Below are 21,465 nucleotides of genomic sequence, written 5' to 3'. Positions count from 1 at the left end.
TCTTTTTATTCAATAGAATAGGGCAGGGTGCCCCGCGTATTTGGGTCGATCGATAGGGCACGGTCCAGCGGTGGAACGGATCTTTGGTGACATTCGCGGCGCAGGCAAATGCGGCAAGAAATACCAATCGGTTCAAACGCACTTGGGTTTTTGACATCTAAATCGTCTGCATACACCAAATCTGCCGCATGGCTGACTTCACAGCCCAAACCAATCGCGTAACGGCGCACTGGCGCATGAAATGATCCGCCTGATTTTGACACATCTCGGGCGATGGACAAATAGCGTACGCCATCTGGGGTTTCAGCCAATTGGCGCAAGAATCGGCCAGGCGTTTCAAAGGCTTGGTGGACATTCCAAAGGGGGCAGGCACCGCCATATCGCGCAAATTGTAACCGCGTTGATGAGTGGCGTTTGGTGATCGTCCCCGCTTGATCTACGCGCACAAAGTAAAAGGGCACGCCTTTTGCGCCAGAGCGTTGCAGCGTTGATAGTCGGTGTCCCACTTGTTCGATTGACGCACCAAAGCGGTCGCTGAGTATTTCTAAATCATGGCGTGTTTCTTGGGCTGCTGACCAAAATGCTTCGTAAGGCATTAGAGCTGCGCCTGCGTAATAATTGGCCAAGCCTATGCGGGCAATTTTTCGAGCATCTTCCGATTGAAAGCCCGCTTGATCTAGTATTTCATCCAGGAGATCACTTTGGGTCAAAAGCGCTAATTGGTGCAATATTTGAAAGCTTTGCGTCGCACGCGTCGAGCGGGCACAGAGCGATAAAATTCCACGCTCGGCATCAAAATCACGAACCAAATCTGTCGTGAACCGCAGGTGAATGCCGCGTGCCTCTAAGGCGTTAATGGCAGTTTTGGTTACCTCTAAGACCGTGCCGTTTGAGGATGCAAATTCTTCCGCTGCGCGATCGACGCTGTCGATGTAATTGTCGCAATAGTGAAAGAAGTCGCGCACCTCCTCCCAAGGGGATGGTCTTGCTGCACTTTCATTTTGCCCCAAGGCATCATCAAGAGAGGCCAGTCTTTCGGTGCTTTGACGGTAGACCCCATGCAGTTTTAAAAAGGCGCGAGCCAAGGCTGGGGCGTTGCTGGCAGCAAGACGCAGATCAGCCAAGGGCGGCGTGCCATCGCCGAACACAGGGTCGGCCAAGGCTTCGCGCATATCGGTGACCATACGCTCTGCATCGCCCGTGGAAAGCTCGGTCACGTCAAAACCGAACTCTTGCGCCAAGGCCAAAACAACGCCCGTTGAAACGGGTCGATTGTTGTTTTCCATCTGATTCAGATAGGGCAATGACACCCCAAGCTTTTCGGCAAAAACGCGTTGTGTGAGCCCAAGACGGGTGCGTGTCTCGCGCAATTTCGCGCCTGCGTATAGTTTTTGCTGTGCCATCGGATTTACCAAAGTTTCGGTTGAGTTTGCATCTTTGCGCTACTCTACCATCCCTTTTGCAAATCTGTCATGCAAGGTGAAATTTTCGACTAGGGCGGCTGACGACCCCGCATCATGGCCCAAGAAAAGTCTAAGTTGTGCTGCCCATCACCACGCGTTCGCGGCGTATCACCCACAGTACACTCAAAACGCTACAGGTGGACACTGTCAGCATAATCAGCAGTAAAGGGGCGCTTCCGCGTTCGACAGTCAAGACTGATCCTGCAATCGCAGATAGGATTGCGCCGCCTGCAATCATCATCGATCCGCCCAAACCAGCAGCTGTGCCTGTGAGGTTTACGCGAACTGACATTGATCCCGTGACTGCATTTGGCATGGTCAGACCATTTCCGAGCCCCATGGGGATCATCAGCGCAAAGAACCAAAAGGCAGTGATATGATCCGTAAGGGTGAGTAGGGTGCACAAGCCGACCCCCAAAGATGTAATCATTGTGCCTGCAAGGCACATCGCGTTGATGCCAAAGCGCGCCGAAAAGCGTGCGGATAAGAAGTTACCAAGAAAGTACCCCGCCGCAGGGGCGCCAATCCCAAGGCCAATTGTTTCGGATGAAAGTCCAAAAATCTGCACACCTACAAAGGGCGCGCCGCCCAAAAATGAAAAGAACGTGCCTGATGCGAAGGCTGTGCAAAACGCATACCCCAAGAAACGCTGAGATGACAAAAGCTCTGGAAACCCAGCCACCATTTTCATGAATGAGCTGTCAGATTTGGGCGCGGTTTCCCCCATGTCGAAAAATGCTAATAAAAACAATAATGCGCCGCAGAGTGCCAAAAAGGCAAAGGTGCCTGTCCAACCGAAGCTAGATGTCAAAAAGCCGCCGATAGTCGGTGCAACCATCGGCACAATCGCCATACACATTGTGACATAGGCCATCATCGAGGCGACTTTATTTTCGGGAAAAACATCGCGGACAACTGCACGCGATAACACCATGGTCGTTACGATTGCCGCCTGTAGTCCGCGCAGGATTAAAAACATCTGAATCGTTGTTGCTTGCATCGCGAGCACGGTCGCGGCAAGAAAAAAAGCTATACCAACAAGTGTGATAGGGCGCCTGCCAAACCGATCTGACAGCGGGCCAACCGCTAACTGCAACACTGCATTTGCCGCCATGAATACGCCGACAGACAACTGCATATAGGTGTAGTCCGTGTTGAAATACTCGGTCATCTCAGGCAGCGCTGGCAGAAAAATCGTCATCGCCATTGATGACATGCTCGCCATGAAAACCAGAGTGAAGATATGCGGTGGAGTATGGCGGTTCAGAAAGATTGGTTTGGATAAATTTGTCATTCTCGCAGCATATAAAGGCGCAAAGTTTAGTCCATCCTTATATCGGCGCGATCATGCACACCCCTACGCGTCTTTTTAGCCATTTGGCTTGAAACAGGCGGGCGATATTTGCGGCTTTGCAATTTAGCTATGTTTTGATTTGCAAGATTTGCAAATCTTCCATTGTTTTCTTTCCCCTAAAGCCCGCGAGGACTACAGTGGATGAAAGCCGTAAAAGGAGCCCTTTGTGACCGATATCATCCAAGAATTGCAAGATCGCCGCACCGAAGCACGCTTGGGCGGAGGGCAAGCCCGTATCGACGCGCAACATGCAAAAGGTAAGTTGACCGCGCGCGAACGCGTCGAATTGCTGTTGGATGAGGACAGCTTTGAAGAATTCGACATGTTCAAGACCCATCGCTGTACCGAATTCGGTATGGATGCCAGTAAACCAGCGGGCGATGGCGTGATTACAGGTTGGGGGACTATCAACGGCCGCATGGTCTATGTTTTCTCGCAAGATTTCACAGTTTTTGGCGGGTCTCTATCGCAAACCCATTCTGAAAAGATCTGCAAAGTCATGGATATGGCGATGCGCAATGGCGCGCCAGTGATTGGCATCAACGATTCTGGTGGTGCGCGCATCCAAGAGGGCGTGGATTCCTTGGCGGGCTATGCGGAGGTGTTTCAGCGCAATATCATGGCCTCTGGCGTGGTGCCGCAGATCTCTGTGATTATGGGACCCTGCGCGGGGGGCGCTGTGTATTCGCCTGCGATGACCGACTTTATTTTTATGGTCAAAGACACGTCCTATATGTTTGTCACGGGGCCTGATGTGGTGAAAACCGTCACCAATGAAGTGGTGACAGCCGAAGAATTGGGCGGCGCATCGACCCATGCCAAAAAATCATCGGTCGCAGATGGTGCTTTTGAAAATGACATCGAAACTTTGACAGAAGTGCGCCGTTTGGTGGATTTTTTGCCCCTGAACAATCGTGAAAAAGCGCCCGTGCGGCCCTTTTACGATGATCCTGCACGGATTGAACAATCGCTTGATACGATCATTCCAGAAAACGCGAATACGCCCTACGATATGAAAGAGGTCATCTTAAAGACCGTCGATGAGGGTGATTTTTACGAAATTCAGGCCGAACATGCTAAGAATATCATCACAGGCTTTGCGCGTATCGAAGGGCAGACTGTGGGGGTTGTGGCCAATCAACCGATGGTTTTGGCGGGCTGTCTGGATATTGATGCCTCGAAAAAAGCTGCGCGATTTGTGCGGTTTTGTGATGCCTTTGAAATCCCTGTGTTGACCCTTGTGGATGTGCCCGGTTTCTTGCCTGGCACCAGTCAAGAATATGGTGGCGTGATCAAACATGGGGCCAAGCTTTTGTTTGCCTATGGTGAGGCCACAGTGCCAAAAGTCACTGTAATCACACGTAAAGCTTACGGCGGCGCCTATGATGTGATGGCCTCAAAACACCTAAGAGGTGATTTTAATTATGCTTGGCCTACCGCAGAAATTGCAGTCATGGGGGCCAAAGGGGCCACTGAAATCATTCACCGCAAGGATCTTGGTGATGCCGATAAAATTGCCGCGCACACTGCCGATTATGAAGCGCGGTTTGCCAATCCTTTTGTCGCCGCAGAGCGCGGATTTATTGATGAGGTGATTCAACCGAAATCGACCCGCAAACGTGTCGCGCGCGCTTTTGCATCCCTGCGCAATAAAAAGCTCGAAAATCCTTGGAAGAAACACGACAATATCCCTTTGTAGAACGGGATAGGTAGGGTCAAATGGCGAATTCACGAAACAAACAGCGCTGGCACATGCTGCGCGACGCGGGGCAAGTAACCCTCTCGCGGCGCTTACCTGTGCGGTTTGATTTTGCGGCAAAGACCACGATCAAAAAGGGCGCGACCCTGCGAAAGGGGCGCATCGCATCGAACGTGCGCCAAGACATGTGGCGCGCTTTGCAGCACCTGCGCGGGTTTGCCCCTGTGGTGCAAGTGCAAGTCGTGGGTGAGGATTTGGAAATCACAGCAGGGGGCGCAGTGGATGGGCAGTTCCCTCAACAGCAAACTGAAAGCTTGGTGGCTGATGTTCTGGACTGCGCTGATCGGCGCGCACGCTGGGTCCGCAATGCTGAGAAGGCAGGCATATGAGAGGTTTGATCACATTCACCGTCGCTGTCTGTTTGGCCGCGCAAGCTGTTTCTGCCTCAACAGGTTCTGCGATGATTGCGGTGCCTTCAGGGCAAAACATCGCTTTTATTGATGCGTTGCAAGATCGTACAGGGCAGGGGCTGACGCAGCGGTTTCGCTTTCTTGCACCTGATTTGCCACAAATGCTTCAGAGCCAAAGCTATCAAACACTAGAGGCGGATCTCGCGCATCTTTGCGAAGTCTATGCCTTGCCGCGTCTTGGGATGCCTCAGCCCAAAATGATCGTGATTTCGCTCCATGAGCGTGCCGTCGAATTTGGCGCATCCGCCCCTGACGTGGCGCAAGTGTTCGAAGCTTACCGCCCCAATGACACCATTTGCGAATGGGAGGCTTTCTAATGGGTGTTTCGCAGCAATTTGCGCAGGATTTCACCCAACATGCAGCGCATAAACAACAGAATCTTCTGTTCAACGGGGCAGACAAAAGATATTTCCGTGCAGGTCAACTCGTGGCGCACCCCCAAGCGGGAGGTGCCCATAGCCCCCTGACTGTAAAGGGTCAGGCCAGACCTTACCGCACAGATATGCAAAAGGACGCAGATTATGCCGCCTAAAGATTACATGCCCAAACATAAGGGCTTTCCGGGGCGTTACCCCGGTTCGGATTACCAATTTACCCTGCGTCGCGCCAATCCGCGTGGCGTGACACCGTTGAAAGCGCTTGAGCGTTACAAAGATCGCAAGGCCGTCGATAAACGTGTTGATGCTGCTTTCATTACCGCGATTTGGGAAATGTTCGGCGATCAACCCTTTGAACGCGGCAATTTGGATGCTGGGCGGATTTCATGGTTTTGGGGGCGCGAACTTGTGCCTGCTGATCCCGATAATTTTGATCCCGCCTCATATGAAGCATTGATCCAAGTGAATGTGAAAGTCGCACAAGTGACCTTTCCTGAACTCTTTGTGCAAGATGATCCTTTTGAAGATGATGACGACGATGAAGATGATTTTGGCCCATATGGGGACGATGACTAAATGATCTACCTGTCGCCCATATCTGTGCAGTCTTATGCCTTGACACCCGCTTTTGATGGGCGTTTTGGGACTAAGATGCCACAAGATATGGGGCGATGCGTGCCTTCTGCGCTGTCTTTCGCCTATCGGCGCGGCCAAGCCGAAATTTACTTTTCTAGCCTGCTATTTCTTGGCATGGTTAAGCTCAGTGCAATTCAACATAGAGCAGAAAAAACATGCGCAAATCAGTCCTTTCAATCGCCCTCATCTCATTCACAGCCCTCGCTGGCTGCATGGACAATGACGCAGAACGTGCAATCGCTGGCGGTCTCGCTGGTGCGCTTCTTGCTGACCAAACTGGTGGCAGCGCTACAACTGGCGCTCTTGCGGGTGCGGCTGCTGGCGCCCTGTGCGACGACGTTCGCGTCTGCCGCTAAACCCGCTTCGTCCCACGCTGATCTCGGCTCTGTCGAGCGCAGTAAACGTGTGACATTGCAAAACTGCTGGGGTTTATCCCAGATGAGGAAAGGTTTCCAAGCTGTTTGGCTTGGGGGCCTTTTTTTATGGGCGAAATAAAAAACCAAAACCGCTGGACCTGCTTTCGGGCAGACCATGGGCTTGGATGATGAGAGAGGGAAAGACTGGATGTTTGATAAAATTCTGATCGCCAACCGTGGTGAAATTGCATGCCGCGTGATCAAAACGGCCCGCAACATGGGCATTAAGACCGTCGCCATCTATTCCGATGCGGATAAAAATGCGCTGCATGTTCGCATGGCCGATGAGGCCGTTCGCATCGGCCCCGCGCCCGCAAACCAGTCCTATATCGTCATTGATAAAGTCATGGAGGCCATTCGCCAAACAGGGGCGCAGGCCGTGCATCCAGGCTATGGCTTTTTGTCAGAAAATCCCAAATTTGCCGAACGCTTACATGCAGAAGGCGTCGCTTTTATCGGGCCTCCCACTGGGGCAATCGAAGCGATGGGGGATAAAATCACCTCGAAAAAATTGGCACAAGAGGCGGGGGTCAGTACGGTTCCGGGCTATATGGGGCTGATCAAAGATGCGGATGAGGCCGTCAAAATTTCAACCGAAATTGGCTATCCTGTGATGATCAAAGCCTCTGCTGGCGGTGGGGGCAAGGGCATGCGAGTCGCGTGGAATGACGCCGAGGCGCGCGAGGGATTTCAATCGTCGAAAAACGAAGCTGCGTCATCTTTTGGCGATGACCGAATTTTCATTGAAAAGTTTGTCACCCAGCCACGTCACATCGAAATTCAGGTGCTGTGCGATGGCCACGGCAATGGGATTTATTTGGGCGAACGCGAATGTTCGATCCAGCGCCGCAATCAAAAGGTGATCGAAGAAGCGCCAAGTCCGTTTCTTGACCCTGAGACACGCAAAGCCATGGGAGAACAAGCCGTGTCCTTGGCCAAAGCTGTTGATTACACATCGGCGGGCACTGTGGAATTCATCGTTGATGGGGATCGTAATTTCTACTTTCTCGAAATGAACACGCGCTTGCAGGTGGAACACCCTGTGACAGAATTGATCACGGGGATTGATCTGGTCGAACAGATGATCCGCATCGCTTACGGTGAGGCCTTGCAAATCGGCCAAGATGACGTGCAGCTGAATGGCTGGGCGATGGAAAGCCGTCTTTACGCCGAAGACCCCTATCGCAACTTTTTGCCCTCAATCGGACGGTTATCAAAATACCGCCCCCCGCTTGAAAGTGCCTCTGACACTTGCGTCTTGCGCAATGATACAGGGGTTTATGAAGGCGGTGAAATTTCGATGTTTTATGACCCGATGATTGCCAAGCTGTGCACATGGGCACCGACGCGCGGCGAAGCAATTGCCCATATGAGCGATGCTTTGGATGGGTTCGAAATCGAAGGCATTGGTCACAACCTTCCGTTTTTATCTGCTGTGATGGATCATCCGCGCTTTGTCTCGGGCAATATCACCACCGCTTTTATCGAAGAGGAATATCCAGACGGTTTTGAGGGCGCTACCTTGCCCGACGATCAGTTGCACAAAATCGTTGTGGCCAGCGCCGCCATGTACCGTCTTGCCGAAATTCGCCGCAGCCGCATTTCAGGGCGCATGGGCAATCATGAACGGGTCGTGGGCAATGATTGGGTCGTTCAAGTTGAGGGTCAGGATTTTCCTGTGACAATCGCAGGTGATACCGCTGGGGCTGATGTGCGGATGGGCGATCAAGATTTCCGTGTGGAAAGTGATTGGAGCCTAGGGCAAACTTTGGCGCGCGTGAAAGTGAACGGGTCTCTTTTAACGCTTAAGGTCAGCAAAATTGCAGGTGGCTTTCGTATGCGCAATCGCGGTGCTGATTTGAAAGTCTATGTGCGCAGCCCGCGTGCGGCCGCTTTGTCGAAATACATGTTGGAAAAAGTGCCTGCGGATACGTCAAAGCTGCTGCTTTGCCCGATGCCAGGTTTGATCGTTGGCGTCGATGTTCAGATCGGTGACGAAGTCCAAGAAGGCCAAACGCTGTGCACCGTCGAGGCGATGAAAATGGAAAACATTCTGCGCGCAGAACGCAAAGGCGTGGTGTCAAAAATCAACGCTGGCGCTGGTGACAATTTGGCAGTCGATGACATCATCATGGAGTTTGAGTAGACCATGACCAGCGCAGATGCATCCACCGACAGGGCCTATCTTGTTGTGCGGGCGGCCTCTTTATCGGCTTTGATTTCTTGCTGGCGCAAAGGGGTCTTGTCGATGGCGCGGGTGATCTCACGTAGATCCCACGGATCAGGTTTGCGAAACATCACAGTGCCGTCTTTGTCGACCACAACAAAGGTGAACCCACGCGGGCGCAACTGCTTGCGAACGGCGCTTAACGTGTCGGGATTGGTGTCTGTTAACACAATCACATCTCGTTCGGTCAGTTGCTCTGGTCGGTCAATCAGCAATTCCATTTGCCTGCGAAAGTTTAAATCAAGCGGCGTATCGGCAAAGACCACAATCACGCGGTCTGTCCATTTGAAATCATCCAATTCCACATCCGTGGCGGGCTGGATCAGCGGCACAGGCGTGGCGGCATTTTGTGCAAAGCTGGACAGCGGTGTTGTGATAAGAAAGGCGCAAAGAGCGCTGATAAATATGTGTTTCATCGATCCTCCGATGCTTAGGTATATAGGGCGCTTGTGCGCAATTACCAAGACCAAGCGAGCAGGAAACACTGCTGCGCATCACCCGTTTGAAAGGGGCCATTCATGACTGACAAAAAACTTTGGACAGATTTGGCGACACAAGAACTGCGCGGTAAGCCCCTAGAGGCGCTTGAGTGGAACACGCTTGAAGGCATTAAAGTCAAACCACTTTACACCGAAGAAGATGTTGCAGGGCTTGAACACCTTGGCAATACGCCAGGCACAGCGCCTTTTACACGCGGGGTTAAGGCCACGATGTATGCAGGACGTCCTTGGACCATTCGCCAATATGCGGGGTTTTCCACCGCCGAGGAATCCAATGCCTTTTACCGCAAAGCGCTTGATGCTGGACAACAGGGGGTCTCTGTGGCCTTCGATTTGGCCACGCATCGCGGTTACGATAGCGATCACCCCCGTGTTGAGGGCGATGTGGGTAAAGCTGGGGTGGCCATTGATAGCGTCGAGGATATGAAAATCCTGTTTGATGGGATCCCGCTTGATAAAGTGTCTGTGTCTATGACCATGAACGGGGCTGTGATCCCGATTTTGGCGTCTTTTATTGTGACGGGCGAAGAGCAGGGGCATGATAAAGCGCTTTTGTCGGGGACCATTCAGAATGACATTCTGAAAGAATTTATGGTGCGCAACACCTATATTTATCCGCCTGAGCCAAGCATGCGGATCATCGCAGATATCATTGAATATACCGCCACTGAGATGCCGAAGTTTAATTCGATTTCGATCTCTGGCTATCACATGCAAGAAGCAGGTGCGAACTTGGTGCAAGAACTGGCGTTTACCTTAGCGGATGGGCGTGAATATGTGCGCACCGCGATCAAAGCGGGCATGGACGTCGATAAATTTGCACCGCGTCTGTCGTTTTTCTTCGCCATCGGCATGAATTTCTTCATGGAGGCCGCCAAATTGCGTGCGGCGCGTTTGCTGTGGACGCGGGTGATGGATGAGTTCGAACCAAAGTTGGAAAAGTCCAAAATGCTGCGCACGCATTGCCAGACCTCTGGCGTGTCTTTGCAAGAACAAGACCCCTATAACAATGTGATCCGCACGGCCTATGAGGCGATGTCTGCAGCCCTTGGCGGCACGCAAAGCCTGCACACCAACGCGCTGGATGAGGCCATTGCCTTGCCAACCGAATTTTCGGCCCGCATCGCACGCAACACTCAGCTGATCTTGCAAGAAGAGACGGGTATCACCAATGTGGTCGATCCGCTGGCTGGCTCATATTACGTTGAAAGTCTGACCGCAGAGTTGGCAGATAAAGCATGGGCGTTGATGGAAGAAGTCGAATCCTTGGGCGGCATGACCAAAGCTGTAAACACCGGCATGCCAAAACTGCGTATCGAGGAAACAGCCGCCAAACGACAAGCCTTTATCGACCGCGGAGAAGAGGTGATTGTTGGGGTTAATAAATACCGCAAAGACAATGAAGACCCGATAGATATTCTGGATGTCGACAATGTTGCTGTGCGTAAAAATCAAGTCGAGCGCCTAAAGAAAATCCGTGCGACACGTGATGATGCAGCGGTATCAAGCCGCTTGGACGATCTTGAAGCTGCAGCGCAGACAGGGCAGGGCAATCTGTTGGCCTTGGCCGTAAAAGCCGCGCGCGCGCGTGCAACAGTGGGAGAAATATCTATGGCGATGGAAAAAGCATTTGGTCGTCATCGCGCCGAGGTGAAAACTCTGGCTGGTGTTTATGGTGCAGCCTATGACGGTGATGCAGGCTTTGAGAAAATCCAAAAAGATGTTGAGGCATTTGCGCAGGCCGAGGGGCGCCGCCCACGTATGTTGGTGGTCAAAATGGGTCAAGATGGCCATGATCGCGGCGCCAAGGTGATTGCCACCGCCTTTGCTGATATCGGCTTCGATGTCGATGTCGGCCCTTTGTTTCAAACACCCGAGGAGGCCGCGCAGGATGCCATCGACAATGATGTGCACATCGTTGGCATTTCGTCTCAGGCCGCTGGGCACAAGACTTTGGCACCTAAGCTAATCGAAGCGCTGCGCGCGCAAGGCGCAGAGGATATCATCGTGATCTGTGGTGGTGTGATCCCGCAGCAAGATTACGCGTTTTTGAAAGACGCTGGCGTCAAAGCGATCTTTGGACCTGGCACCAATATTCCCGCTGCCGCGCGCGAAGTGTTGGATTTGATTTCCTCGTCTTAGCGTGAGGACTGACAGAATAGTTCAACAAAAAAGGCCCGCAAAAACCGCGGGCCTTTTCGTTATTTTGCGGGCTAAAGTTAGTGCACCGCTGGCGCTTCAACCTTAGGCTTTTGCTCTTCCGCCACCGGGCCAAAGCGCAGCACACAGAAACCGAGAACTGCGGAAATTACAGAGCCAGAAACAACACCGATACGCACTTCGTTCATCAAGAAACTCGAGTCAAAGGAAAGACCACCGATAAACAGTGACATGGTGAACCCGATCCCCGCCAAACAGGCGACACCGTAAATATGAAGCCATGTTGCGCCAAAAGGTTTGCTGGCGACGCCAAGTTTCACCAAAACCCACGTTGTACCAAAAACACCGATCTGCTTACCCAAGATCAAGCCTGCCGCGATACCAAGCGGCAGTGGGTCAAGCAAGTTTGAAAAACTGACGCCCGAAAACACGATACCCGCATTGGCAAAGGCAAAGATCGGCACGATTGCATAGAAAACATAAGGCGACAAAGCATGTTCCAAAGAGTGCAAGGGCGACTTACCCCATTTGTCTTTTAGCGGCACAAAGAATGCCGTGATCACGCCTGCTAAAGTTGCGTGAACGCCCGATTTCAAGATCAAAACCCACAGGACTGCGCCGAGCAAAATGATCGGTGCAATGCGGTGCGCGCCCCCGCGGTTCAACAGATACATGCCTGCGAGTGGCAAGAGTGAAAGGAACAGATAGTCGATTTTCAACTCGGCAGTGTAGAAAAACGCGATGATCAAGATCGCGCCGAGGTCATCCAAGATCGCGAGTGTCAGCAAAAAGACTTTCAAAGATGTCGGAACGCGGCTGCCGACCATTGCTAAAATGCCCAAGGCAAATGCGATATCAGTCGCGGCTGGAATGGCCCAACCCGCATGGGTCTCAGGCGAATTAAAGTTAAAGGCAAAGTAGATCAAGGCAGGCACAATCATACCGCCGACCGCAGCCATGCCCGGCAAAATAATATCGCGAGGGTTCTTCAGTTTCCCCTCAAGCAATTCAGCTTTCAATTCTAAGCCGACATGTAAAAAGAAAACCGCCATCAGACCGTCGTTGATCCAAAGAATAAGGGGTTTCTCAACGCCAGTTCCATTGATCGTGACCGCAAAATATGAGCTTAAAACGCCATCATAAGCCCCGTGTAATGAGGAGTTCGCCACCATCATCGCAGCCACGGCTGCTAACATAAGGATGATGCCGCCTGAGGCCTCGTTGCTAAAGAACCTTTCAAGTCGTTTTAGGAGCATTTTGCGCTTTTCTTTCTTAAATTAGATGTACACCATGTCTTAAATGGGCTTTCTAATCGGCCTTTCAATGCTGCATCTTAACTTTTGGTAACTTATGTCCTATTTTCTTGACCACTTGGTGGTCTGCGCCAGTGATTTGACCCAAGGCAGGCTTTGGGCGGAGGGGCTTTTAGATGTGCCTTTCGAACCGCGCGGGGCGCATGACGAAATGGGCACTCATAATCATCTCGTTGCTTTAGACAAGGCCAGCTATTTTGAAGTGATCGCACGAGATCCCGAAGCTGCAAAACCCGACCATGCCCGTTGGTTCGATTTGGACAATTTTGGCGGTGGGCCTAAGCTGTCAAACTGGGTGGTGCGCTGTGACGATTTGGACGAAGCATGGGAACGCGCCCCCGCAATTGTGGGCGATATAAAATCGTTTAGGCGCGGTGATTATGCGTGGCGGATGATTATCCCAAAAGACGGGAAGCCGCTGTTTGATGGGTGTTTTCCAACCCTCATCGAATGGCATTCAGACCATCCCACTCAGCACATGCCGCAGCGTGATTTGCGCCTGCGCAGATTAAAATTGACCCATCCAAAGGCTGCTGATTTACGCGCAGCACTTGCACCTTTTGTTGAAGCAATGGATCATGTCACCATCGGCGATGGCCGTACAGCATCACTACAAGCTGAGATTGGATCAGCCTCAGGAGAGATTTGGATCGCATGACACTTCGGACTGCCACCCCCGCTGACGCAGCGGCGATAAAAGCCATCATGAAACCTGTAATCGAACAGACAACGGCATCATTTTCATCAGAACAACGCAGCGTCGATGATTGGGCCAGCTTGATCGAAGCACGGCTTGCCTCAGGGCGTGCATTTTATGTCGCCGAAGTGGATGGTGTCGTTGCGGGCTACGCCTCTTACGAACAATTCCGTCCGGGCAATAATGGCTACCGCCATACGATGGAACATTCTGTTTATCTGAGCGATGCCGCGCAGGGGCGTGGCTTTGGCCGTATATTGTTGATCACCATCGAAGAACATGCCCGCGAAGCAGGACACAAGTCGATGATCGGCGTAATCGATGCCGACAACACAGCCTCGATCGCATTTCATGAGGCCTTGGGCTACAAAGAAGTCGGACGTATTCCGCAATCGGGCTATAAATTTGACCGTTGGCTCGATGCGTTGTTTATGCAAAAAAATCTATAAAAGTCCGAATTTTCGGCATCGGACAAGACTGAAACAATTATCATGTGTTTATGACCTGACACTTAGGCGCGCGCGGTCTATGCTTGGGTATGTCGATTTGGTTCCGAATATTAGACGCTTTAGAAGCACTGCGCGCAGGTGAAAGCCTGTCGGCGGTTTTTGCGCGCCTGCGCTCTGACCCTGAACTGCGAGTAGGCTTTGCCATTGCGGTCATCGCCCTTGGGGCAAAAATGGCCAAAGCAGATGGGCAAGTGACCCGAGATGAAGTCACAGCCTTTCGCGAAGTGTTTCACATTGCCGCCGAAGATGAAGCCGCAGCAGGCCGCGTTTTCAACCTTGCCCGTCAAGATGTTGCGGGATTTGAAGATTACGCCAAACGCATTAAGGCGATGTATCGCGACAATTGCGCGCCTTTGGTCGATCTCGTGGAAGGTCTGTTTCACATCGCAATAGCCGATGGGGAATACCACCCAAACGAAGATGCCTTTTTGCAGCGCGTGGCAGAGATTTTCGAAATTTCTGAAGCACATTTTCGTCGATTGCGCGCGAGGTTTGTCCCCGATGCAAAGCGCGACCCTTATGATATTTTAGGGGTCGATCCCACGATGGACCTAAGCGAGATCAAATCTGCCTATCGCAGTTTGGTGCGCGAAACGCACCCCGATAAAATGATCGCACGCGGTGTTCCTGAAGAAGCCGTGCAAATGGCGACCAAACGCTTGGCCGAAATCAACGGCGCTTGGGATAACATCGCATTGGCCCGCGCGACTTGATACGCATAGCCACCTACAACGTTGAATGGTTCGACGCGCTTTTTGACGACGCGGGCAAGCCGCTGTTGGAAAATACAGCATCACGGCGCCATAAGGTGACATGCTTTGAACAGCTCACGGCGCTGTCGCATGTCTTCAAGTCCCTTGATGCGGATGCCATCATGGTGATCGAGGCCCCCGATACATCGCGCAAGCGTGATACGGTACAGGCACTGGAACAATTCGCGGATTTCGCAGGCCTGCGCGCCAATACAGTTGTCACAGGCATGACGAATGACACGCGCCAAGAAATCGCTTTGCTCTATGATCCGCTGATCTTGCGGGCGCGTCATGACCCCAAAGGGGCAATGATGGATCAAGGGCAGCTCGTGACAGATGCAGCAATATCGCCGCGCTTCGATCAAGAATTCTTGCCAATGCAAGCGGTTGATCTGCAAAAGCCTGTGCGCTTTTCAAAGCCTCCGCTAGAAGTGCAGGTGCAAGTGCGTGACACTGGGGTTTCGTTTCGTATGATCGGCGTACATGTGAAATCAAAGGCGCCCCATGGCGCGCGCGATCATGAAGACTTTGTACGCATTTCAATCGAAAACCGTCGCAAGCAAGCCGCACAATGTTTATGGCTGCGCGCGCGTGTTGATGAACATCTGTCCGCCAATGATCCGTTGATTGTTTTAGGGGATTTCAACGACGGTCCTGGTTTAGATGCTTATGAAAAACTGTTCGGGCGCTCAGGGCTAGAAATCGTTATCGGTGACAGCCAAACGGCGCAAAAGGATGCACAAGCCAGATGTTTGTTTGACCCCCATGCAAAAATGGCCATGGCGCATCGCCCGCGTGCTACGCCCACCACATCGCGGTTTTTTATCAGCCATGAAAACCGTTATCTGTCAGCGCTTTTGGATTATGTGATGCTCTCGTCTGATCTCAAACCACATGGGACATGGCGGATTTGGCATCCTTTCGATGACCCGTTTTGCTATCATGACACAGCCCTGCGTGAGGCACTTTTGACGGCTTCGGACCATTTTCCCGTGACGGTCGACTTGGAGCTGCCCTCTTAGCGGACCCTACCTTAAGTTTCGCGCCAAACAGCCTCTATTTCGACTTTTTCAACTTTGCGTGCTTGATTGTTGGCGTGGCCCCAAGAGCGCTGGCCAGTGACATAAATCTGGATTCTGCCACTTCGCCAAACAGATCTTCTGCATCGGGGCGCAGTGTCAAAATAAGCTCTTTTTTCTTGGGAAAATATTTAAGTTGCGCAATTTCGTCAGGCGCATCAACCGCGATCATAGCGCCAAAGCGCATGGCCTTGCCCAAGACTTCAGCATTGTGCAGTTCCTTGTCTGACAGCATGTCAATCAAGGGTGCAAAACTGCTGCCATCGCGTGAGTTTTTGTAGCGGTGCAGCAAGGCCACGCCCAAAAAGACCCTTTCTTTATGGGCCAATCCACCCAAATTGGCACGAGTGGCATTGTCGAAACAAACCTCTGCACGGTAATCGGGATGGGCGCGCCATGTCACATCATGCAGCAAGCAGGCAGCACGGATAAGGCGCATCTTTTCATAGGCGCGTGCGCTAAAAATAGGTTCGATAAAGCGGTGCAAGCGCTTGCCCACGCCAGGCACACGCGCGTCTTTATGTTCGGCAAAACGGCAAGCTTCGATCAATGGATCACGCGCGCGCACATCTTGTGGCATTTGTTCATACAACATGCCCTCGCGGATACCGTATGACGAAATACAAATGTCTTTCGGCTTGAAGCTGCGCACAAGTTGGCGCAGCACTTCTGAGGCAATCGGCACCAAGGCCATCCGCGCAGAAGATGTCCCTGTTTTGGCGCGTATGTCATCCAGATTGTTTTCACGGATATAGGCAATCGTTTTGCTGACCGCGCTGGCCGACATGCGATATTCGTGCAGAACATGTAAAGGATAGCCGCGGCGTTCCATATCGATGCGCGCTATAGCGCGCCATGATCCACCGACGAGATAAATGCGTTTGTGATCCGTTCCCATCGTTTGCGAAAGATTGGCGATCACAGGTTTGATATGATCGCGCAGACCTTTGCGACCGCCCTTGAGACCTTGCAGTTTCAATGGGCCAAGTGGGGATGTCAGGCGCTTGCCCACCGTGCCATCGCCAACGATGGCAAGTTCCATAGATGAACCGCCAATATCGCAGATCATACCTTTGGCATCTGGCCAACCAAGAAGAACCCCTTGCGCAGACAGGCGGGCTTCTTCTTCGCCGTCAATCACCCAAAGGTTCAAGCCTGTCTCGCGCAGAATTTCCTCACGAAATTCTGGACCATCCTCTGCCTCGCGCATTGCGGCAGTCGCAACGGCCGTGAGAGGAGGAATTCCCATAGAACTGGCAAGCTTTTGGAAACGCTTGATGGCTGACATGGCACGCAATTTGCCTTGGGGGTTTAGGCGTCCTGTTTCACGCAGGCCAGAGCCCAAACCGCAAAGTATTTTTTCGTTGTAGAAATAAGCAGGGCTGCGCGCAGCACCATCGAAGACCACCATCCGCACAGAGTTGGACCCAACATCGACCACCCCCACACGCGATAAAGCCCTTGCGTCTTCGTCAAGAAAGAGCGGACGCCCAAAAACGCCCCATTCGTTTTGTGCTGTGCTTTGGTCCTGCGCGGAATCAGATGCTGACAAGGTGTTTTCCTTAGTGGTTCACATTAGGTTGCATCATCAAAAACGGTTTCGCAACTTTATCTGTGTCGTTTATTTGGGCGTTTGAAGCACGCCAAAGGGCAGGTGGCTTTTATAAATCTTTATGTGTCAGTTCAGGGACATCCTTTACGCCCGCAGATCCACGCCCTGAGAGTGACGGGTGTTCCATAAAAAACTGGTGGCAAGAAAACTGCGCATCACCTGAGGGCACCACGGGGCGGTGCCAAGTTCCGTCACCCGCAAGGATCCAGCTTTGGGCCACATCCGCCATATTGGCTGCCATGACTTGCTGCACAATTTGCGCTTTGACCGTTGGGTTGTTGATTTCCACCAATGTTTCGACACGGCGGTTCAAATTCCGCCCCATCCAATCGGCAGATGAAATGTAAACCCTCGCTTTTTTAGAGGGCAGCCCTTTGCCGTTGCCAAAACAAACGATCCTTGAATGTTCCAAGAACCGCCCGACGATGGATTTTACGCGAATGTTTTCGGACAACCCGATCACGCCTGGGCGCAAACCGCAAATGCCACGAATGACCAGATTGATTTTGACGCCGTCTTGGCTGGCGGCATAAAGCGCGTCAATTACTTCGGGTTCGACCAAAGAATTCATCTTGGCCCAGATTTCGGCTGGCTTTCCTGCGCGGGCAAGCTCTGCTTCGTGTGCAATTCCTGCCAATAGGTTTTTCTTCAAAGACTGCGGTGAAATCGATAGGTTTTCCAATTCCTCTGGCGGCGCGTAGCCTCCGATGTAATTGAAGACTTTGGTGGCATCGCGCCCCAAAGCAGCATCGCAGGTGAAAAAGCTTAGATCGGTGTAAATGCGTGCGGTAATCGGGTGATAGTTGCCTGTGCCAAAATGTGTATAGGTGACCAAATTTTTATCTTCGCGGCGCACCACAGTCGATATTTTCGCATGGGTTTTGTAATTGGTGAAACCGTACACAACATGCACACCTGAGCGTTCCAAGCGGCGCGATTGACGGATATTGGCAGCCTCGTCAAAGCGGGCTTTCAGTTCAACCACCGCAGTGACCATCTTGCCGTTTTCAGCAGCTTCACATAGCGCTGATACAATAGGGCTATCATGCGATGTGCGGTACAAAGTTTGCTTGATCGCAACCACATCGGGATCATTCGCAGCTTGGGCCAAAAAACGGATCACGAGATCGAAGGTCTCATAGGGGTGGTGCAACAGAATGTCTTTTTGCCGTATGGCCGCGAACATATCGCCTTCGTGGTCTTGCACCCGTTCAGGGACGCGTGGGATATATTTGGGCCATTGCAAGTCAGCCCGCGATTTCAGCACGAGTTCTTTAAGGTCGGCCAAGCCTAACATGCCAGGCACTTCGATGATTTCATCTTCATGGACACGCAATTGATCTTTGATCACGGCGCGCAGGGCTTCTGGCGCACCTTGTGAAATCTTCAATCGCACCACTTCGCCGCGCCTGCGTCTTTTCAAGGCGGTTTCAAATTCGCGCACCAAATCTTCGGCTTCTTCTTCCACTTCCAAATCACTATCGCGCAGCACGCGGAACGTGCATGAGCCAACAGGCGAATAGCCTGGAAATAGCTTTGGTGCGTTCATCAAAAGCAGATCTTCGAGGGGCAAAAAACGGTCTTGGGTATCGACAGTTTCGGGCAGGCGCACAAAGCGATCAATCAGCGCAGGGATCGGTAAAAGAGCCTGCAAGGGCCGCTTGTCTTTGTCGCGCTGCATCTGCAAAGCCAAGACAAAGCCCGAGTTTGGCACAAAGGGAAAAGGATGCGCGGGATCAATCGCAAGGGGAGATAAAACAGGAAAGACTTGGGTCAGAAAGGCGGTGTTGAGGTGTTCTAAATCGTCTTTTTCCAGCGTGTCTTGGGTGAGAATAGAAATTCCTTGCAGCGCCATTTCGCTGCGAATGTCTTCCCATGCAGTGACCTGCGCTGACATCAGGTCGCGCGCATCTTTTGAAATCAATCCCAATTGTTCTGCGGGGGATCGTCCGTCGGCGGCGGGGGTCGTCGTGCCTGCTTTTGCCAATTCGCGCAAACCTGCCACGCGAACTGTATAGAATTCATCCAAATTGGCCGCAGAAATCGACACAAAGCGCAAACGTTCCAAGAGCGGTGTGCGCAGGTTTTGCGCCTCGCCCAAGACCCTCCAGTTGAAGCCAAGCCAACTGAGTTCGCGGTTGAAAAAACGTTCGGGCCCCGTCAACCAGTCTGCAGGAAGCGCAACGGGGGCGGGAAAATCAGCTGCAAGAAAGTCGGTTGATGGCGCTTTGGTCATATAGATTTCTACCACGTTTCAGTTAGGGGCCATCCGCAGGGATCAGGCCCAATGTATCAAGAACATGCGCGGCCAAACTGCGTGAAATCGGTTTGGCGTCACGCAGGGCTGCATCATCTAAGGCTTCGACGACTTGGCGTAGGTTTGCAGTGGATCTTTCCATTCTGGTAACCAGATATGGGATCAAAGTGGGGGACACCGCGATCTGGCGATCTTCGAACTGTTTCAACAGCATCGCGGACAAAAGCGCATCATCGGGCGCGTCAATTTTCGCCACTGATGTGCCTTGCATCCGCGAGGCTAGATCAGGCAAAGACAGTTTCCACATCTGCGGCGGCAGGCTTGCGGTGATCAAAAGAAAGCCACCCTCGGCCAGGGTCAGGTTGTGCAGGTGAAATAAAGCGTCTTCGGTGGCGCGCGCATTTGGCAGCTCGACAATTTGATCTGCGTTTTCCACGACCACGTGTTTCAAACTGGCCAACATGGCGATATCGGCGTCACCTAATTCATCGACGCCGATGATGACTGCGCGGCGATCTTGGGCCCAAACATGGGCCATATGGGTTTTGCCCGATCCGCGTGGCCCAACCAAAACCAGTTTGTTATTGGGCCAAAATTCAAGCTGATCCATCGTTGCTAAAGCAATGGCATTGGACGGCGAGACAAAAAAGGCCTCGCGCTCTAGTGCCTCACGGATGGGCAAATCAAAGGTAAGTTGTTCAGGCATGGATCACTGGTCATCTGTGTCGTTAGAGGCCTTGTGCCGCGCCTGTTCATCATGCGTCAACCCAGTGTAAAGTCGGCTGTTTTGGTATTGTTCAATGCCAAACCGCGCGACAACCCCGATCGATGCTGCGACTGGCACGGCGATCAACATACCGACAAAGCCAAACAATGTACCGAACACAGTCAGCGCAAAAATCAGCAAAACAGGGTGTAAGCCAATGGATGAGCCCACGAGATTTGGCGTTAGAATATTGCCTTCAAAGAACTGCCCTATGGCAAAAATCCCAATGACCAGCCCGATGCGCAGCCAGTCTGTCGACATCATCACTGTTTCGCCGTCAACCATCGTTTCTCCGCCCCAAAACTGGAACAGCGCTAAGCCGATGGACAAAACCCCACCGACCAAGGCGCCCACATAGGGAATGAAAGTCAAAGCGCCTGCGATAGCGCCTGTGACAAGGCCAAATTTCAAACCGACCAGCATCAAGGCGGCAGCATAGAATGCGCCAAGGATCAAACAGACCGTGCCTTGACCGCGAATGAATGAGGCCAATGTTCGATCTATCTGAGATGCCAAACGGCGTACCACAGGGGCGTGATCGCGTGGCAACATCAGGTCGACTTTCTCGACCATTCTGTCCCAATCCATGAGCAGGTAAAATGTAATTACAGGCACCAAAAACATGATCATCAAAACATTGAAAAGGCTCATGACTGATGACAAAGCCGTCGACAATAATTCGCCGCCACGTGATTTTATGGTTTCGCCAATTTGCATCAATGACTGATGAATTTGAGTATTTTCGTTAAACAAATCAGGTACATGTTTGCGTAGAAAGGCTTGCAGATCTTCAAAAAGCTGTGGCGCTATTTCAACCAAATCCGTGGCTTGGCGCACCAATGTCGGCACAACAGCCAGCGCGATAATCAAGAAAATAATAGCGGCACAAATGGTGATGACCACCGTTGCCAAAGCGCGCGATAATCCCAGTTTTTCCAAGCGGTCTGCAATCGGATCCAGCATATAGGCGATCGCCATAGCCAGAACAAAAGGCAACATGACGTCCCCCAGCAACCAGACAGTGCCCAGGAAGACGACGCTGGCGATGCTCCAATATTTGACTTGATCGCGAACAGGTAAGGCCAAGAAATTTCTCCATGTTTTCTTACATATCGCCTGCTTCGCCTTTGCGTTCAAGGGGCAGGGCGTCAGGCTTGTGTTAGATATGCTTGTTTGTG

Annotated in this window: 19 protein-coding genes; 11 read left to right on the top strand and 8 right to left on the bottom strand. The window is 52.0% G+C overall.

The genetic code is table 11. From position 1 onward, the window contains the following. Positions 1-5: 5 nt before the first annotated feature. Positions 6-1,403: a helix-turn-helix domain-containing protein gene (locus EDD53_RS05795; protein ID WP_123792207.1), complete on the bottom strand. Its 1,398-nt coding sequence runs from the start codon at positions 1,401-1,403 to the stop codon at positions 6-8. Between the two features lie 130 nt (positions 1,404-1,533). After that, positions 1,534-2,757 (bottom strand): multidrug effflux MFS transporter, encoded by a 1,224-nt coding sequence (locus EDD53_RS05790; RefSeq protein WP_123792206.1) that lies wholly within the window; start codon positions 2,755-2,757, stop codon positions 1,534-1,536. Between the two features lie 226 nt (positions 2,758-2,983). Here EDD53_RS05790 and EDD53_RS05785 point away from each other — a divergent pair, with 226 nt between their 5' ends. The 6 genes from EDD53_RS05785 to EDD53_RS05760 all read left to right on the top strand — a co-directional run bounded on the left by EDD53_RS05785 (position 2,984) and on the right by EDD53_RS05760 (position 8,561). Then, entirely contained in the window at positions 2,984-4,516 is a 1,533-nt protein-coding gene (locus EDD53_RS05785; RefSeq protein ID WP_123792205.1) for an acyl-CoA carboxylase subunit beta, read from the top strand. A gap of 20 nt (positions 4,517-4,536) precedes the next feature. Further along, positions 4,537-4,905: a hypothetical protein gene (locus EDD53_RS05780; RefSeq protein WP_123792204.1), complete on the top strand. Its 369-nt coding sequence runs from the start codon at positions 4,537-4,539 to the stop codon at positions 4,903-4,905. Further along, positions 4,902-5,303: a DUF6497 family protein gene (locus EDD53_RS05775; RefSeq protein WP_123792203.1), complete on the top strand. Its 402-nt coding sequence runs from the start codon at positions 4,902-4,904 to the stop codon at positions 5,301-5,303. Before EDD53_RS05780 ends, EDD53_RS05775 begins: the two co-directional genes overlap by 4 nt. Before the next feature lie 204 nt (positions 5,304-5,507). Further along, positions 5,508-5,939 (top strand): hypothetical protein, encoded by a 432-nt coding sequence (locus tag EDD53_RS05770; RefSeq protein ID WP_342772287.1) that lies wholly within the window; start codon positions 5,508-5,510, stop codon positions 5,937-5,939. Positions 5,940-6,154: 215 nt separating this feature from the next. Next, a complete protein-coding gene (locus tag EDD53_RS05765) occupies positions 6,155-6,355 on the top strand; it encodes a hypothetical protein (RefSeq protein WP_123792202.1) in 201 nt (66 codons plus the stop codon). A gap of 208 nt (positions 6,356-6,563) precedes the next feature. Further along, positions 6,564-8,561 carry an acetyl-CoA carboxylase biotin carboxylase subunit gene (locus EDD53_RS05760; protein ID WP_123792201.1) on the top strand — a complete coding sequence of 666 codons (1,998 nt, stop codon included), beginning with the start codon at positions 6,564-6,566 and terminating at the stop codon, positions 8,559-8,561. 35 nt (positions 8,562-8,596) lie between these two features. Here EDD53_RS05760 and EDD53_RS05755 read toward each other — a convergent pair whose 3' ends face one another. Beyond that, positions 8,597-9,058: a DUF4174 domain-containing protein gene (locus tag EDD53_RS05755; protein ID WP_123792200.1), complete on the bottom strand. Its 462-nt coding sequence runs from the start codon at positions 9,056-9,058 to the stop codon at positions 8,597-8,599. 102 nt (positions 9,059-9,160) lie between these two features. On the opposite strand from EDD53_RS05755, the gene scpA reads away from it, so the two are divergent. Beyond that, positions 9,161-11,284 carry a methylmalonyl-CoA mutase gene (scpA, locus tag EDD53_RS05750; RefSeq protein WP_123792199.1) on the top strand — a complete coding sequence of 708 codons (2,124 nt, stop codon included), beginning with the start codon at positions 9,161-9,163 and terminating at the stop codon, positions 11,282-11,284. 77 nt (positions 11,285-11,361) lie between these two features. Here the strand turns inward: scpA and nhaA are convergent, their stop codons facing one another. Next, positions 11,362-12,558 (bottom strand): Na+/H+ antiporter NhaA, encoded by a 1,197-nt coding sequence (nhaA, locus tag EDD53_RS05745; protein ID WP_123792198.1) that lies wholly within the window; start codon positions 12,556-12,558, stop codon positions 11,362-11,364. A gap of 94 nt (positions 12,559-12,652) precedes the next feature. Between nhaA and EDD53_RS05740 the strand changes: the two genes are divergently transcribed. The 4 genes from EDD53_RS05740 (at position 12,653) to EDD53_RS05725 (ending at position 15,595) form a co-directional block, all read left to right on the top strand. Continuing rightward, positions 12,653-13,273 carry a VOC family protein gene (locus tag EDD53_RS05740; protein ID WP_123792197.1) on the top strand — a complete coding sequence of 207 codons (621 nt, stop codon included), beginning with the start codon at positions 12,653-12,655 and terminating at the stop codon, positions 13,271-13,273. Next, a complete protein-coding gene (locus EDD53_RS05735) occupies positions 13,270-13,761 on the top strand; it encodes a GNAT family N-acetyltransferase (protein ID WP_123792196.1) in 492 nt (163 codons plus the stop codon). The genes EDD53_RS05740 and EDD53_RS05735 overlap by 4 nt, the downstream gene beginning before the upstream one ends. 89 nt (positions 13,762-13,850) lie before the next feature. Beyond that, positions 13,851-14,534 (top strand): J domain-containing protein, encoded by a 684-nt coding sequence (locus EDD53_RS05730; protein ID WP_123792195.1) that lies wholly within the window; start codon positions 13,851-13,853, stop codon positions 14,532-14,534. Next, positions 14,531-15,595 (top strand): endonuclease/exonuclease/phosphatase family protein, encoded by a 1,065-nt coding sequence (locus EDD53_RS05725; RefSeq protein ID WP_342772286.1) that lies wholly within the window; start codon positions 14,531-14,533, stop codon positions 15,593-15,595. Before EDD53_RS05730 ends, EDD53_RS05725 begins: the two co-directional genes overlap by 4 nt. Before the next feature lie 34 nt (positions 15,596-15,629). Here EDD53_RS05725 and EDD53_RS05720 read toward each other — a convergent pair whose 3' ends face one another. The 4 genes from EDD53_RS05720 to EDD53_RS05705 all read right to left on the bottom strand — a co-directional run bounded on the left by EDD53_RS05720 (position 15,630) and on the right by EDD53_RS05705 (position 21,373). Then, complete coding sequence (locus EDD53_RS05720; RefSeq protein WP_123792194.1) at positions 15,630-17,204, bottom strand: Ppx/GppA family phosphatase; 1,575 nt, start codon at positions 17,202-17,204, stop codon at positions 15,630-15,632. Between the two features lie 109 nt (positions 17,205-17,313). Next, the gene (locus EDD53_RS05715) at positions 17,314-19,500 is read right to left on the bottom strand and encodes an RNA degradosome polyphosphate kinase (protein ID WP_123792193.1); all 2,187 of its coding nucleotides are present in this window, start codon (positions 19,498-19,500) and stop codon (positions 17,314-17,316) included. A 22-nt stretch (positions 19,501-19,522) separates the two neighbouring features. After that, positions 19,523-20,227: a P-loop NTPase family protein gene (locus EDD53_RS05710; protein ID WP_123792192.1), complete on the bottom strand. Its 705-nt coding sequence runs from the start codon at positions 20,225-20,227 to the stop codon at positions 19,523-19,525. A gap of 3 nt (positions 20,228-20,230) precedes the next feature. Then, a complete protein-coding gene (locus EDD53_RS05705) occupies positions 20,231-21,373 on the bottom strand; it encodes an AI-2E family transporter (RefSeq protein ID WP_123792191.1) in 1,143 nt (380 codons plus the stop codon). Positions 21,374-21,465: the final 92 nt, after the last annotated feature.

Source organism: Pacificibacter maritimus (assembly GCF_003814915.1).
In the GTDB taxonomy this organism is placed as follows: Bacteria; Pseudomonadota; Alphaproteobacteria; order Rhodobacterales; family Rhodobacteraceae; genus Celeribacter; species Celeribacter maritimus.
This window is presented reverse-complemented; position numbering and strand designations above follow the sequence as displayed.